Source organism: Bacteroides uniformis, from assembly GCF_025147485.1.
In the GTDB taxonomy this organism is placed as follows: Bacteria; Bacteroidota; Bacteroidia; order Bacteroidales; family Bacteroidaceae; genus Bacteroides; species Bacteroides uniformis.
The window spans coordinates 187,311-202,728 of sequence record NZ_CP102263.1; the positions used below are offsets into that span (position 1 = coordinate 187,311).

The 15,418-nt window shown below is 44.9% G+C and carries 13 protein-coding genes; 2 read left to right on the forward strand and 11 right to left on the reverse strand.

Annotation, left to right across the window (positions count from 1 at the left end; all coding sequences use genetic code 11):
* Positions 1 to 400 precede the first annotated feature (400 nt).
* Positions 401 to 3,505: a response regulator gene (locus tag NQ510_RS00755; RefSeq protein WP_005829988.1), complete on the forward strand. Its 3,105-nt coding sequence runs from the start codon at positions 401 to 403 to the stop codon at positions 3,503 to 3,505.
* Between the two features lie 84 nt (positions 3,506 to 3,589).
* Positions 3,590 to 5,686 carry a DNA primase gene (gene dnaG, locus NQ510_RS00760; protein ID WP_005829986.1) on the forward strand — a complete coding sequence of 699 codons (2,097 nt, stop codon included), beginning with the start codon at positions 3,590 to 3,592 and terminating at the stop codon, positions 5,684 to 5,686.
* Positions 5,687 to 5,708: 22 nt separating this feature from the next.
* Here dnaG and folE read toward each other — a convergent pair whose 3' ends face one another.
* The 11 genes from folE to NQ510_RS00815 all read right to left on the reverse strand — a co-directional run bounded on the left by folE (position 5,709) and on the right by NQ510_RS00815 (position 15,385).
* Complete coding sequence (gene folE / locus NQ510_RS00765; RefSeq protein WP_005829983.1) at positions 5,709 to 6,296, reverse strand: GTP cyclohydrolase I FolE; 588 nt, start codon at positions 6,294 to 6,296, stop codon at positions 5,709 to 5,711.
* A 9-nt stretch (positions 6,297 to 6,305) separates the two neighbouring features.
* Positions 6,306 to 6,764 (reverse strand): SPOR domain-containing protein, encoded by a 459-nt coding sequence (locus tag NQ510_RS00770; protein WP_005829980.1) that lies wholly within the window; start codon positions 6,762 to 6,764, stop codon positions 6,306 to 6,308.
* A gap of 101 nt (positions 6,765 to 6,865) precedes the next feature.
* Entirely contained in the window at positions 6,866 to 7,621 is a 756-nt protein-coding gene (tpiA, locus tag NQ510_RS00775) for a triose-phosphate isomerase (protein ID WP_005829974.1), read from the reverse strand.
* Between the two features lie 65 nt (positions 7,622 to 7,686).
* A complete protein-coding gene (locus tag NQ510_RS00780; RefSeq protein ID WP_005829971.1) occupies positions 7,687 to 8,979 on the reverse strand; it encodes a BT_3928 family protein in 1,293 nt (430 codons plus the stop codon).
* Positions 8,969 to 9,511, reverse strand: a complete 543-nt coding sequence (locus NQ510_RS00785; protein WP_005829969.1) for a DUF1599 domain-containing protein — start codon at positions 9,509 to 9,511, stop codon at positions 8,969 to 8,971. Before NQ510_RS00785 ends, NQ510_RS00780 begins: the two co-directional genes overlap by 11 nt.
* A gap of 109 nt (positions 9,512 to 9,620) precedes the next feature.
* A complete protein-coding gene (locus tag NQ510_RS00790; protein ID WP_005837478.1) occupies positions 9,621 to 10,490 on the reverse strand; it encodes a M23 family metallopeptidase in 870 nt (289 codons plus the stop codon).
* Between the two features lie 269 nt (positions 10,491 to 10,759).
* Positions 10,760 to 12,856: an ATP-dependent DNA helicase RecG gene (gene recG / locus NQ510_RS00795; protein WP_005829964.1), complete on the reverse strand. Its 2,097-nt coding sequence runs from the start codon at positions 12,854 to 12,856 to the stop codon at positions 10,760 to 10,762.
* Positions 12,844 to 13,518 carry a 2-C-methyl-D-erythritol 4-phosphate cytidylyltransferase gene (locus NQ510_RS00800; RefSeq protein ID WP_005829961.1) on the reverse strand — a complete coding sequence of 225 codons (675 nt, stop codon included), beginning with the start codon at positions 13,516 to 13,518 and terminating at the stop codon, positions 12,844 to 12,846. Before NQ510_RS00800 ends, recG begins: the two co-directional genes overlap by 13 nt.
* Positions 13,519 to 13,552: 34 nt before the next feature.
* The gene (locus NQ510_RS00805) at positions 13,553 to 14,107 is read right to left on the reverse strand and encodes a DJ-1 family glyoxalase III (protein WP_005829959.1); all 555 of its coding nucleotides are present in this window, start codon (positions 14,105 to 14,107) and stop codon (positions 13,553 to 13,555) included.
* 14 nt (positions 14,108 to 14,121) lie between these two features.
* On the reverse strand, positions 14,122 to 14,940 hold the full coding sequence (locus NQ510_RS00810; protein ID WP_005829957.1) for a TonB family protein: 819 nt from the start codon (positions 14,938 to 14,940) through the stop codon (positions 14,122 to 14,124).
* A gap of 34 nt (positions 14,941 to 14,974) precedes the next feature.
* Positions 14,975 to 15,385 (reverse strand): ExbD/TolR family protein, encoded by a 411-nt coding sequence (locus tag NQ510_RS00815; protein WP_005833355.1) that lies wholly within the window; start codon positions 15,383 to 15,385, stop codon positions 14,975 to 14,977.
* Between the last annotated feature and the right edge of the window lie 33 nt (positions 15,386 to 15,418).

The window sequence follows — 15,418 nt, forward strand, 5'->3', positions numbered from 1 at the left end:
TCCGTCGAAGTAGCCCTTTGAAGAGGTGCATGAATCACCGGAAATCCTAACAGTTGACACTAAAAGACAAAAAAATGTCTCCGGTACCATTTTCAAAAGCGGGTGCAAAAATATCACTTTTTTCAAGATGAAAATATCCTTTTTATCTTTTTATTACAATCTGCCAACTTCCTTTTCTATCTCCTCTCACCCTTGTACTCACTTGCTAGACAACACAAAACAGATATATAAAATAATAATTACATTAAACTTCCAGTGTATAGAATAAAAAGACGCCGTTAATTATTTTTAATTTTAGCAACTATATTTTACGATTAAAATGCATTTGTATTATTTTTGTATAAATAACACGTGGCAATTAAATTGCCATTAGACAATATACTACTTGAAAAATCAGGTTATGAAAATTTTTCTAGATAAAAGATGCATAATCAATTTATGTTTCCTTTTTTTATATTTAAGTTCGGCTTTTGCCACAGCAACCATAGTCGGCAAACACCGCAGATTACTTATTATAAACTCGTACAATGAAAGCGCACCCTGGAGCCAAGAACTTATAACTCCCATCCTGCTGCAAACATCTCCTATAGAGGACATCACAGCCGATGTAGTACACATGAACGGGACGTTCATTCGTAATGACTCATTGTATATCCGGATGGAGAATGGCATTTTCGAACGTTTCCAGGATAAGAAACCCGATTATCTTGTACTTCTCGGCAACATGGCTTTTACTTTAAGGGAACGTATTTTGAGTGAGTGGGGAAATATTCCAATAGTATTGATCGGCAACGAAGACACGTATGCTCCACGGGAATATTATTTCACCGGACGTCCTATACACATTTCCAATGCCATCACATCTCCTCTGGTTGACCTGCAGCCGCAATACAACTTTACTTTTATCGAAACGCCGTATATGTACAAAGAGACCATCGACATGATGGTACAGATGCTGCCAAAAATGAAAACGATTGTATTCGCAGCAGATGAACTCTATCATAACCAAGACTTGGACCGGCTTATTCATGCCTATATAACGTCAAAGTATCCAAACCTCCACTATGAACGCTTAATAGGTAATGAAAGAAACCAAAACGAATTACAGGCATATCTGCTAAATGATGAACCGGAGACGGGTATGCTATTTTCCACATGGTTTTACGAGCGTAAGAATCTACTCGGTTTTCCTACACTCATCAGTGGAGACTTTCAGTTAGTTGCATCATCGCCTCAACCCGTATTTGCATTAAGGAATGCCTATGTGGGTAAAGAGGGGTTTGCGGGAGGATATTTCTATGACCGCATGGAAGTGCAAAACGCGCTTTCTTCAGCCCTCAAACAGATATTTGCAGGAGAGGATGCACGGAATATCCCATTTACATATAGCAAGAAATCCTATCCCTTCATCAACTACCAGCAACTGCAGATGGACGGTCTGGACACCACACTCTGTCCTAAAGACTCGGTATTCATCAATAAACCGCTTACATTCTGGCAGAAGTATCAATGGTGGATTATTTGCGGAGTAGTGTTGATACTCTCACTACTTATCATAGCTTTAGTCATTTACCGGTTCCAGCAAAAGAAAATCACCTTGCTAAGTGCCCATGATACCCTTTTACGTAATATGCCGATATCTTATACTCAAATAGAGGTTTTCTTCGACAAAACGGGACAGATAGCAGATATGAGCTATCGATGCGGCAATATTATTTTCAACGACCAGTTTACGCCAACTACCGATGGTTCACAGAAAAATGCCTTCTCCCAAATAGAGCACCTGACACATTTCATGGAAATGGTATTCCAAGAAAAGCAAACGGTAACATTTACTCATTACTTCAAACAAACAAACAGCTTTTACGAATTCATTCTTTGCCCGGCATCCCAAAAACACACTTTGGATGTCTTTGCCGTAGATATTACAGCGCGCAAAGATGCCGAAAACACATTGCGAGAGATTAATAAAAAACTGGAAATGACATTGGGCATAGCACGCATCATACCATGGCGCTGGGATTTAAAGGAGGGTCTGATTTATTGCGAAGCACAAAAGATATTAGACCACATGAACTTTACAAAGGAGAAGAACTCTACAGTCCAAGTAGATATTATCAAGGCGTCAGAATATTTCCGAAAGATACACCCGGAAGACTTCGAACGTATGCACCATGTACATGAAAATCTCATTTCAGGCAAGTTGCAGCATATCAAAGAAGAATATCGTATCATCACCGAAGTAGAAGGGCGAAAAATAACAGATTGGATGGAAACCAACGCAGTAATTGACCAGCGCGACAAGAACGGCTATCCAATATCGCTTGTCGGCTCCCTTTTACTGATAACAGAACGCAAGAGGCAAGAAGAAGCGCTTATCCGAGCACGAGAAAAAGCCCAAGAATCCGACCGGCTGAAATCTGCATTTCTAGCCAATATGAGCCACGAGATACGTACCCCCTTGAATGCCATCGTAGGATTCTCCAGCCTGCTGACTGCAACCGAAAACGAAACCGAACGCAAAGAGTTCATCAGTATCATAGAAACCAACAACCAGTTGCTATTGCAACTGGTAAGTAACATCCTGGATCTTTCAAAAATAGAAGCAAATACACTGGAATTCAATTATCAGAATGTCGACTTAAATCAGTTGGCAAAAGATGTGGAAAACACTGTACGAGGCAGACTGCAAACAGGTGTTGCCCTACAATTCGTTCCTGAAGTACCAGTTTGTTATGTACAGACAGAACATAACCGTCTCTCTCAAGTCCTCATCAACCTGCTGGTCAACGCTGCAAAATTCACAGAGAAAGGTGAGATTATGTTTGGATACAAAATCCGTGGAGAAGAACTCTATTTCTACGTAAAAGATACGGGCATAGGCATATCACTAGAGAATCAGAAGAAAATATTTGAACGGTTTACCAAAGTAAACACCTTTATACAAGGAACGGGATTAGGGCTCTCAATATGCAAAAACATTGTCACAAAAATGAAAGGACGCATCGGAGTAGAATCCGAAGGAGAAGGTAAAGGAAGTACTTTCTGGTTTACAATACCTTATAAACCGAAAGAGGCCCAAAAGGAAAATAATCTAACTTTAATGCCTCTTCTGAACGAGAGAAGCAAGGAAAAGCCTATAATCCTGATAGCAGAGGACAACGAAAGCAACTATATGCTGTTCAAGTCTATCCTACAGAAAGATTATGAGTTGGTTCATGCTTGGGATGGGGAGGAAGCCGTGGAACTCCATCAGAAGTTTCATCCGCATGTGGTCATCATGGACATCAATATGCCTAAAATGGATGGATATGAAGCTACTCGCGAAATACGTAAAGTATCCAAAACGGTACCTATCATTGCAGTAACGGCATACTCCTTTGCTTCGGACAAAGAAAAGATTATGCAGAATGGCTTTAACGGATATATGTCCAAGCCGGTTGACATACAAAGATTGAAAGAAAAACTCGACTATACAATCCACGGGAATTTTATGATGATGTAGAGTTCCGGTCTGCTCTTTCCTATATGATATTTTTTGATTATCCAAGAAATATCATGTACTTTTGCACAAGTTAGAAAAGAGACAATGATAGACCAACCCACCATAGACCGCATACTTGATGCCGCACAGATATACGATGTCGTATCAGACTTTGTCACCCTGCGCAAACGCGGTGTGAACTATGTAGGTCTGTGCCCTTTCCACGATGACAAAACCCCTTCCTTCTATGTATCCCCCGCCAAAGGGCTCTGCAAGTGTTTTGCCTGCGGAAAAGGAGGAAATGCAGTGCATTTCATCATGGAGCACGAACAGATGTCTTATCCCGAGGCGCTGAAATATCTCGCAAAAAAATACGGCATTGAAATCAAAGAACGCGAACTATCCAGCGAGGAGAAGATAGCACAGGGTGAACGGGAAAGCCTCTTCATTGTGAACAACTTTGCCCGTGACTACTTCCAGAATATCCTAAAGAACCACGTAGACGGACGGAGTATCGGCATGGCCTATTTCCGCAGCCGCGGCTTCCGGGATGACATCATCGAGAAGTTCCAGTTGGGCTATTGTACCGAGAGCCACGATGCCCTTGCCCAGGAAGCTTTGAAGAAAGGCTATAAAAAGGATTATCTTGTCAAGACCGGCCTCTGCTACGAGACGGACGACCACCGACTGCGAGACCGCTTCTGGGGGCGCGTCATCTTTCCGGTACACACTCTCTCCGGCAAGGTGGTGGCTTTTGGGGGACGTGTGCTTGCCGGCGCCACCAAAGGCGTCAAGGTGAAGTACGTCAACTCGCCTGAATCGGAGATTTACCATAAAAGCAATGAACTGTACGGCATATATTTTGCCAAACAAGCCATTGTGAAACAAGACCGTTGTTTTCTGGTCGAAGGTTATACAGACGTCATTTCCATGCACCAATCGGGCATAGAGAATGTGGTTGCCTCTTCGGGCACAGCATTGACATCCGGACAAATCCGGATGATTCATCGTTTCACCAACAATATGACAGTGCTCTACGACGGTGACGCTGCCGGTATAAAGGCCTCTATCCGAGGTATTGATATGTTGCTGGAAGAAGGCATGAACGTCAAAGTCTGCCTCCTGCCCGATGGTGACGACCCGGACTCCTTTGCACGCAAACACAATGCGACGGAGTTCCAGGCCTTCATACAAGAGAATGAAACGGACTTTATCCGCTTCAAAACCAATCTGTTGCTGGAAGATGCTGGAAAAGACCCCATCAAGCGTGCCGAGCTTATCGGAAACCTTGTGCAGAGCATTTCCATCATTCCCGAAGCCATTGTGCGTGATGTCTATATCAAGGAGTGCGCCCAATTATTGCACGTAGAAGATAAACTGCTGGTTTCTGAGGTTGCCAAGCGTCGCGAAAAGCAAGCCGAGCAACAAGCTGAGCGAGCAGAACGTGAGCGTCGGTCGGCCAATGCCGCAAGAGCCAATGCAGAAACGGGGGTCAATGGCAGTCATACTGCAGCTACCAACCCCGACGCACAACAAGCTGGCTATCCGTCCCAATCACTGCCTGCCGGTCTCCCTTCCGAAACACCTCCACCTTTTCCACCCGAGGAAGAATATGTATCCTTCATCCCGCAGGAGGGCAAGGAGGGCCAGGAGTTCTATAAATACGAACGACTTATTCTGAAGATGGTAGTGCTCTATGGTGAGCGGGTGATGTGCAATGTCACCAATGAAGAGGGGCAGGAAACCCCTATCACTGTAACTGAATATATAGTCAATGATTTAAAAGAAGACGAACTTGCCTTCCACAATCCGCTTCACCGGCAAATCCTGACAGAGGCTGCCGAACGTATCCACAATGAGGGTTTTACCGCCGAACGGTATTTTGTGGCGCATCCCGACCCCGTCATCAGCAAGCTGAGTGTGGAGCTTATCAGCAACCGCTATCAGTTAAGGAAATCACAGATAGAACAAATGGTAACGGACGAAGAACGCCTCTATGAGCTAATTCCACGGTTAATGATAAACTTCAAATATGCCATCGTCTGCGAAGAATTGAAGCATACCCTATTTGCGTTACAGAACCCTGCCATAGCCAATGATGAAACCCAGTGTAACAGCATCATGGAGCGCTACAACGAATTGAACAAAGTAAAAAGCATCATGGCAAAGCGGCTGGGAGACAGAGTCATCCTGAATTTTTAAATTCAATTCGGGGAGTTCTCCGTCAAGAATTATGCCTGATTAAATTCATAAATTCCTCGCGAGTCTTCGCTTGGTTGAATGCTCCGGTAAAATCGGATGTAGTGGTAATGGAGTTCTGTTTCTCTACTCCGCGCATCTGCATGCACATGTGTTTGGCTTCCACAACAACCATAACCCCCAGCGGATTCAGCGTCTCCTGAATACACTCTTTTATTTGGAGAGTCATACGTTCCTGCACTTGCAGGCGGTGAGAGAAAATATCCACTACGCGGGCTATCTTGCTCAGTCCGGTAATGTAGCCGTTAGGAATATATGCCACATGTGCCTTTCCGTAGAAGGGAAGCATGTGATGTTCGCAAAGCGAGAAGAAGTCAATGTCTTTCACAATCACCATCTGACTGTATTCCTCTTGAAATTTGGCCGAACGGAGTACCTCGTGCGGGTCCATATGATACCCTTTCGTCAACGACAACATGGCCTTCGCCACCCGTTCAGGTGTCTTCTGCAAACCTTCACGTCCGGCATCTTCACCCAACAGAGTAAGGATGCGGTGATAATGTTCCTTCAATTCATCTAATGAAGGAGATACAATTTCTTCTTTTCCTAACATGATAATTCTTTATAAGGGGATGTTTATCTGCTCTTTCACGATAGAAACTTCCTTGAATACACCAGTAGCCCGCAACTGACGCATCATGGCATCCGCTTCTTCGATACTGCGGAAATCTCCTGCACGGCACAGCCAACGAGGGGGATTGAAAGAGGTATAAACTGTAAGTTCGGGAAAATGTTCCTTGATGCGGGTAGCTACCGCATAAGCTTCGTTCTTGGCCTGACGGGTATTATTCCCTGCATAAACTTGTATGCGGTAACCCGAACTTTTAATCACTTTCTGCTCATCCGAACCGGCAGGAACATACTCCGAACCTATCAATGCCGCAATGCGTGCATCTTGATGGATAGTCACCTTGCCTTGTCCCGGCACATTACGTTCCAGGCTTTTCACAATATTATTCTGCGCTACAGAAATCGTTGCAAAAGCGAAACATGCAACTAAAAGTAAACCAAGCTTTTTCATGAGTCAATATCTTTATATAACGGAAAATGGAAAGCTGAAAATGGAAAACAGTTATGCAGATACGACATGCAATCCATTTTCAACTTTCAGCTTTCAACTATTTAATTAAAGGCATCGATGATACCCTTGAAGTCAGAAACCTTCAAGGCAGCACCACCAATCAGACCGCCGTCAACATCCGGGTTGGCAAACAGTTCCTTTGCATTAGAAGGCTTACAGCTGCCACCATAAAGGATAGAGCAGTTGTCAGCAATTTCCTTACCATACTTTTCAGCAATCAAGGAACGGATGAAAGCGTGGATTTCCTGTGCTTGTTCTGCAGTAGCAGTCTTACCGGTACCGATAGCCCAAACCGGCTCGTAAGCCAAAATAATCTTAGAGAAATCTTCGGCAGACAAAGAGAATACAGAAGCCAGCTGAGCGGCTACCACTTCATTCTGCTTGTTTGCTTCACGTTCTTCCAATACCTCACCGATACAGAAAATCGGAGTCAGACCGTTAGCCAAAGCCAATTTTACTTTTTCTTCCAGAATAGCAACTGTTTCACCATAGTAAGCACGACGTTCAGAGTGACCCAGAATGACATATTTTGCACCAGTAGAAGCAACCATAGCAGCTGATACTTCGCCGGTATATGCGCCTGACTCCTTGTCTGCACAGTTTTCTGCACCTACACCAATCTTGGCAGCGTCTACCAAAGGAGTAACAGATGCCAGGTGGATAAACGGAGTACAGATGATTACATCACAGTTAGGCTTTTCGTTAGCCAATGTTTCATTCAGTTCTTTTGCAAGAGCAATACCCTCTTGGAGGGTTTTGTTCATTTTCCAGTTTCCTGCAACAATGTTTTTTCTCATTTTGTTTTATTATTAAAAGGGTTAATGTATTTACTATTTGACAATTTACTATTTACTATTTGATACTATTGTTGTCTGAGGCGTTGTTTCTCCCGGCGCCTTACGACTAAAATATCGACACAAAGCACCATCATCAGAGGAAGGATGAACCACAGCAACACATAGCCTATTGTTTGTAAGTCACTTTCCTGCTTCTGCTTGCCCAATTCCAACTTGTCCAGGCTATCGGTCAGCACATATTCATCAGGCAGCCGGTTGTCACTCCACTTATTCAAAATTGTTCCGTCCTTTACCAACAGCAAACCGGGATTTGAACGGATAATGGTCTTCAGCGTAATATCATCTGTCTGGCAGAAAGGGTATTCCGCTCCAGTCTTGTCACGCCACAATTCTATCTCGTCTTCCGGAGATGAAGTCAAGGCATAAAAGCCATAACCATGCTCCACACTGTAATCGTATATTTCATTGATAAGGTCGATGTTACTGTCGTCCGCTCCTTCTATCCGATGGGCAACCAGCAGAAACGTATATCCTTTATCCGACAGTACGCTGTCCGTTATATCTTCCCATGTATCCAGACTCATCATGGAAAAATCATGAATGGGAGGTTCATAACCTTTTTCCTTCAGTATCGTACGCGATTCTACAAACGTCCATGTACTGTCCGGATAGTTGTCCAATGTAAATTCCTGACGCTTTCCTCCTTTTTCCAAAATGAACCGGCTTTCAAACACACTTGGTTTAGCACCTTCCGGAATTTCCATGCCCGCCTTGATATTCGCTCCAATTCTGTAAGGTCGGAAATCAAGTATCGGCAAATTCTCCAGGCAATAGAAGGACAACGCAAACACAAATAGAAACGTATACATGGAAATCATCCACTCCATCTTCGGAGTAATGAAACGCACCAGTAAATCCTGCCACTTGAATACAGATACTGCCGCCACCAACAATACTACGTTCTTGCCGAAAGTCTGCCAATTGGTCAATATCCACGCATCACCGAAGCATCCGCAGTCGGATACCGGATTCGCCAAAGCCAGATAAAGTGTTAGCGGAGTCATTACAACCATCAGCAATAATGCCAATACAGATGCCACCTTCCGGCGTATACCCAAAAACAAGAAAACACCTACACTGAACTCTATGGCAGACAACGCTATCCCTACCAGCAAGGGCGCATAAGAAGGAAACCAGGAAATCATGCCGAAAGCCGTCAGGTAATCTTGAATTTTATAGAAGAAACCCAACGGATCAACAGCTTTCACAAATCCGGAAAATATGAACAAAGCCCCCAGCAGAAAACGGCAGAGGTTCACCCAAACTTTCCCGACAATATGTTTCTTGTCAATCTCCAAATTCAATCTTAATTAAGCCGAATACGGAATAGTTAATCATATCCATATAATTGGCATCAATACCTTCCGAAACCAAAGTCTCCCCGGACAAGCTTTCAATCTGCTTTGTCCGGTAAATCTTCATCAATATCAAATCCGTATACGAACTGATACGCATACTACGCCAAGCCTCATCATAATCATGATTTTTGGCAAGCATCAACTCCAAAGAGGTTTTGGCATATTTGTCATACAGCACCAATGCCTCTTCATTGGTCATATCGGCAGCTTCGGCATAACCAAGTTCCAACTGTATCAGCCCTACAATTCCATAGTTGACAATAGCTATGAATTCAGAACGGATGCCTTCGTCTACCAAAGTCACCCCTTTCGTTTCAATACTTCTGATACGGTTGGCTTTGATGAATATCTGATCTGTTACGGAAGACGGACGAAGAATGCGCCACGCCGGACCGTAATCATGAAGTTTCTTAGAGAACAAGTCACGGCAAACCGCAATGACATGTTCAAATTGTTGCTTGGTATCTTTCATTTCCTTTTTTCACAGTGCGCTGCAAAGATAGGAATAATTAAAGAAAAAGAAAAAGAGGGCACTCTAAAATCTATTAAAGTACCCTCTTCTATAGAGATTGTTTACGTTTTTATGAGCAGCGCAATACTTGTCCCGGTCTCAGGATTGTTTTACGCGTAATTCTGTTCAGTTTGCAAAGCTTGTCGATGGAGGTTCCCTGACGTGCTGCAATCCGTCCCAATGTGTCTCCCTTCTTTACCTTATAGAACAGACCTTCACCCGATGCCATGCTACGCGCCGTACCGGAAGAGCCTTTTGTCTTATGGAAAGTATAGGAATCAGCTACGATATCCTGCTTTTCAAAATCAAACATAAGCGCAGGATTGATGGGAATACCCAAGAAACGGGTTTCAAAGTGAAGGTGTGAACCGGTAGAACGTCCGGTATTTCCTCCCAATGCAATCGGTTCGCCGGCTTTTACCAACTGGTTTGTATCAACTAATTGTTTAGACAAGTGTCCGTAAACTGTTTCCAAGCCATTGTCGTGACGAATAACGACGTATTTGCCGTATCCACGACGACCTTGATTCTTGACAACGCGTACTTTTCCATCAAAAGCCGCACGGATTGTATCGCCTACATACACCTTGATATCCAAACCATAATGAGCTCTTCTTCTCCGGGGACGGTAACCGAATACATCTGTGATACGGGTATTGGGAGTAGGCATACAAAAACCGGTCAAATCAAATGTATAGCTCTCAGGCACAATCGCATTGCCATAGGCTTGTACGAATTCGTTATTCCAGTTGGGATACAAATCCAAACCCGGATACAATGATTGTTCCGCACGTATCTGTTTTTGCAAAGCCAGTGAATCTACACTCTTAAGTTTTCTGTCGATGGGGGCCTGGCGGGCAATCAGGTCTTGCGAGAAAGAATTCAAGCTAACCATTGCCGTCGCAGCCAATAAAGCAGTTTTTATCCAATTAAAATTCATCCGTTTCGTCATTCATTTTGATATCCGTTGCAAGCATCTCGGCAAATCAAACACCACTTGTTCTACGCGAATATCCAGATTGATTTTCAAAAATTCTCCCAAAGGTAACATTTCTCTCTGAAAAACGACATCAGTCATTAACTATTTTTTCGAAGAGGAGGAAACTGTAAAGCTCGCAAAGATGTCTTAATCCCCTATAGATAGGAGATTTACAAGCAAACATGTTTTACAACATAAAATGCAATAAAAGTGCATGTTTAACCGTTTTTTCAGCTAATGGCAGCCCAATTAACGTTCGTTTTTCTCAACGCTTTCAGTTGTCGCCACAAGACCTCGTTCTCAGGCAACATGCCATGTGGATCTGCATCCACCACCGTTTGCGCTACTTCACGGACATATTGCAGCAGTTGTCCGTCACGGGCTATATCGGCAATCTTCAGATCGAAAGCAATGCCGCTCTGCTGTGTCCCTTCCAAATCTCCAGGACCACGCAGTTTCAAGTCTGCTTCCGCTATTTCAAAGCCGTCATTAGTCCGCACCATTATCTCCAAACGCTTCCTTGTATCCTCCGCCAACTTGTAGCCGGTAACCAGGATACAATAGGACTGGTCAGCTCCACGTCCTACACGTCCCCGAAGCTGATGAAGCTGGGACAGCCCGAAACGCTCGGCGTTCTCAATCACCATCACCGAAGCATTGGGCACATTTACACCTACCTCAATCACGGTGGTAGCCACCATTATCTGTGCCTCGCCGGATACGAACAATTGCATCTGAGCATCCTTTTCAGCAGGTTTCATCTTTCCATGTACCTTGCAAACCCTACACTCGGGAAACTCTTCACAAACATGCAGATACCCTTCTTCAAGATTCTTCAAGTCAATCTTTTCGCTTTCCTTAATCAGCGGGTAGACAATATAGACCTGCCGGCCTTCGGCAATCTGCTTGTGCATGGACTGATACAAGCTTATCCGACGGCTATCAAACTGATGAAGAGTGACAATCGGTTTACGTCCGGGAGGCAATTCATCGATGACAGACACATCCAAATCGCCATAAAGCGTCATTGCCAATGTACGGGGAATCGGGGTTGCCGTCATCACCAATACATGGGGAGGCTGCACATTCTTTGTCCACAACCGTGCCCGTTGGGCCACACCGAAACGATGCTGCTCGTCAATCACAACCAAACCGAGCGAAGCAAAATTCACCGTATCTTCAATGACGGCATGGGTACCTATCAGTATATGTATGTCTCCCGTCAACAAACCGGCAAGGATAGCTTCGCGCCGCTTGCCCTTAACAGAACCGGTCAACAGTTCCACACGTACCTCCATTCCATACAGCAGCTCACGGATGGTTTCATAGTGCTGGTTTGCCAAAATCTCGGTAGGTGCCATCATGCATGCCTGAAAGCCATTATCGAGCGCCATCAACATACTCATCAGTGCGACAAGCGTCTTTCCACTTCCCACATCCCCTTGCAGCAAGCGGTTCATCTGCTTTCCTGAGCCTACATCCTTACGGATTTCCTTCAATACCCGCTTCTGTGCATTGGTCAGTTCAAAAGGAAGATTACGGGAGTAGAAAGTATTAAACACTTCGCCCACCCTTTCAAAAATATAACCGCGATATTTCCGCTGACGGTCTTTTGCATACCTCAGGATATTCAACTGTACGTAAAAAAGCTCCTCAAACTTCAGGCGATACTGTGCCTTACGCAATAAATCCGGATTAGCGGGAAAGTGTATATTGACCAAAGCTTCCGTCAACGGCATCAGATGATGCTCGGCAAGTATAGCGGGAGAAAGGGTCTCGGGCAACGGCTCACGCAACTGCTGCACCACCGTATTCATCATCTTCTCGATGGCATGCGAATTGAGAGAACTCCGTTTCATCTTTTCAGTCGTATTATAATAAGGTTGTAACCCCATGGACGACAATTTCAAATCCGAAGCAGAGTCTATATCCGGATGAGCCATATTTATTCTACCATTGAAGAAGGTCGGTTTTCCGAACACAATATATTCCTGATGCACTTTATACTTCCCTACCAAATATTTGATGCCCTGGAACCAAACCAGGTCCACTACCCCCGTACCGTCCGAGAAATGAGCTATCAGCCTGCGCTGGCGCCCTTCTCCAGCCGTCTCAAAACTTAGTATTTCACCTTTCAGCTGAATATAGGGCATCGTCCCATCAATCTCCTGAATATAATAAATCCGACTGCGGTCTACATATTTATATGGAAAGTAATATAGCAAATCGTGCAAGGAGTAAATGCCCAATTCCTTATTGAGCACCGAAGCACGCTGCGGCCCGACGCCCGACAAATATTTTATGTCACGCGTGGCTAAATCGAACATGAACCTATCAGAGCTGTGGCTATTTTTAAATCAAAAGGAGTGGTTATTTTAATGTTTTCCCGGTTTCCCGGCGTCAAAAAGACAGATACGCCCAATGCTTCCACCACAGAAGCATCATCGGTAAAATGGGGTGTATAGGGCTGCTCGTATGCCGCTTTCAGCAGTTCCGCATCAAAAACCTGGGGAGTCTGCACCAATCTATAATCATCCCTGCCGACAGTCACACTGCCTTTCCCTCCCATACGGCGAACGGTCTCCACCACACCTATTACCGGAACCACAGCCTTTTTCCCGGCAGCCAAGTCATAACAGCGTGCAATCACTTCCCGGGCTACGAATGGACGTACCCCATCGTGCACACCGACCAAAGCAGGTGTCTTGACCAAAGCCAAACCGTTCTTTACGGAGTGGAACCGCGTCTCCCCTCCATCTGCAATGGCATGCGGCAATGAAAAACAGTACTCCCTGCACAGCTGCCTCCAGTAATCCTGCTGGCTGTGGGGAAGCACCAATATTATCCGTATCTCAGCATTGTAGTCATAAAACGCCTCCAGAGTGCGCATCAAAACAGGTTTCCCCCCTATCGGGAGAAACTGTTTGGGGAGTTCGGTCCCCATGCGCAAGCCCTTGCCACCGGCAACAATCAGAGCATACTGAACCATTTATGATTTATGATTTATGATTTATGATTTTAAATCATAAATCCGTTACGCACATAGCTTCTTTCAGTTCCTGCACCTTCTCTTTGCCTTGCAACAGCTCCACTACGGCCAATGCAAACTCCATGGCAGCGCCCGGTCCTTTACCAGTGATGATATTGCCGTCTCTTTCTACCGGAGCACCCGTACATTCGGCACCTTCCAAATACTGTTCAAAGCCGGGATAGCAAGTAGCCTTCTTGCCTTTCAGCAATCCCAGCTTACCCAATACCATAGGAGCCGCACAAATAGCAGCAATCGGTTTCTGCTCTTGGGCAAAACGCAGTACCAGATTACGCAGTTCTCCACACTTCTCCAAAGTGGACGCACCCGGCATACCGCCAGGCAATAATACAAGCTCTGCATCAAAGAAGTCGCAGTTCACTACATTCTTATCGCACAAGACCGGAACATCGTGTGCTCCCGTCACTATTTCATCAGGGGTTACCGTCACCATTTCTACGTTCAGTCCGGCGCGTCTCATCACATCCACAGAAGTAAAAGCTTCTATTTCTTCAAATCCGTCGGCAAAAAAAACATAAACTGTACCCATAATTGTTCCTCCTCTTATTTTAGATTAAAATAATACGTTATTGTTCCCGTCTGATTGTTCAAGCCGCTTACCGCATTGAAACGGGCTTTCTTGGCAGCATCCTCTGCCGCTTTCCGCAATGCGGGATTGACGGTATTGGTCTGGCGGTTGATGCTGGTTGCTATCACATGTCCGGCAGGGTTCACTGTGATGGTCACCACAACCCTACCTTCATCCTGCACATTATATACCGGCCGCGGCAATCCGCCCTCACCAAGAGAACGTCCGCCCAAATTAAACGAGCCGTAGCCTCCCGTACCCGAAGTGGCTCCGGACGGAGCATTTCCCGTAGGACTTCCTTGAATACCTTCGCCTTCCGTATCGCCTTTACTACCCATTTGGGCACCTTTGCCAAAAGCGCCAGCTACCCGTTTACGGGCAGCTTCCTCGGCTTCCTTACGTTCCCGTTCGGCTTTTGCCGCTGCCAGTTTGCGGGCCTCTTCCGCTTTTTCGGCTTCCGTCTTTTCCGGTTTCTTCACCTCCTCCTTTTTCTTGGGTTCGGCTTTGGGCTTTATGGCAACGGTTTCTTCAGTTTCCTGCGTAATGATGTCCTGCTCCACCGTTTCCTGCACCTGAGGAGCGGTTTCCTCCGGCATGACATCCACCTTTACTAAAGAAGGGTCGGCAGCGCCCAGTGCATCGGGCACCTCTCCCAGCATAACGGGTACACCGCCTTCTTCCGAGGGTTCCGGCGGTGTGAATCCTACCAGTATCAGAAGGGCAATAATGGCAACATGCACCACAAGTGCACCTGCCATACCTATATATTTTCCTTTCTTCTTCCGATTCACCATTGCATTTACAATTTAGCCATGTACAATGTACGATTTAGTTTTCCGGTGGTCGTGTAGCCAGCACCATCTTGAATTTATTCTCGTTTGCAATGTTCAGCACCTTCACGATTTCCCGGTAAGGCACTGTTTCGTCAGCATACAAAGCTATATACATTTCAGGCTCCCTCTCCGCACACGATTGTAGGAAAGGAGTCAATTCTTCAAGCGTCAGAGACAGTTCCTTGTCATTGCCAAAAGCAGCATAATAATTCAGATTCTTATCTATGATGACTCTTGTCAAAGGCTTTGCAGAAGTCTGTTGCTTTCCCTGCGGCAGCAGTACCTTGATAGCATTGGGCGATACCATGGTAGATGTTATCATAAAGAAAATCAGCAGCAGGAAAATCAGGTCCGTCATGGACGCCATACTGAAATTGGGTGATATTTTAGCTCTACGTTTTAACACGCCTTTAAGTTTTAATTCTTAATTCTTTAATTA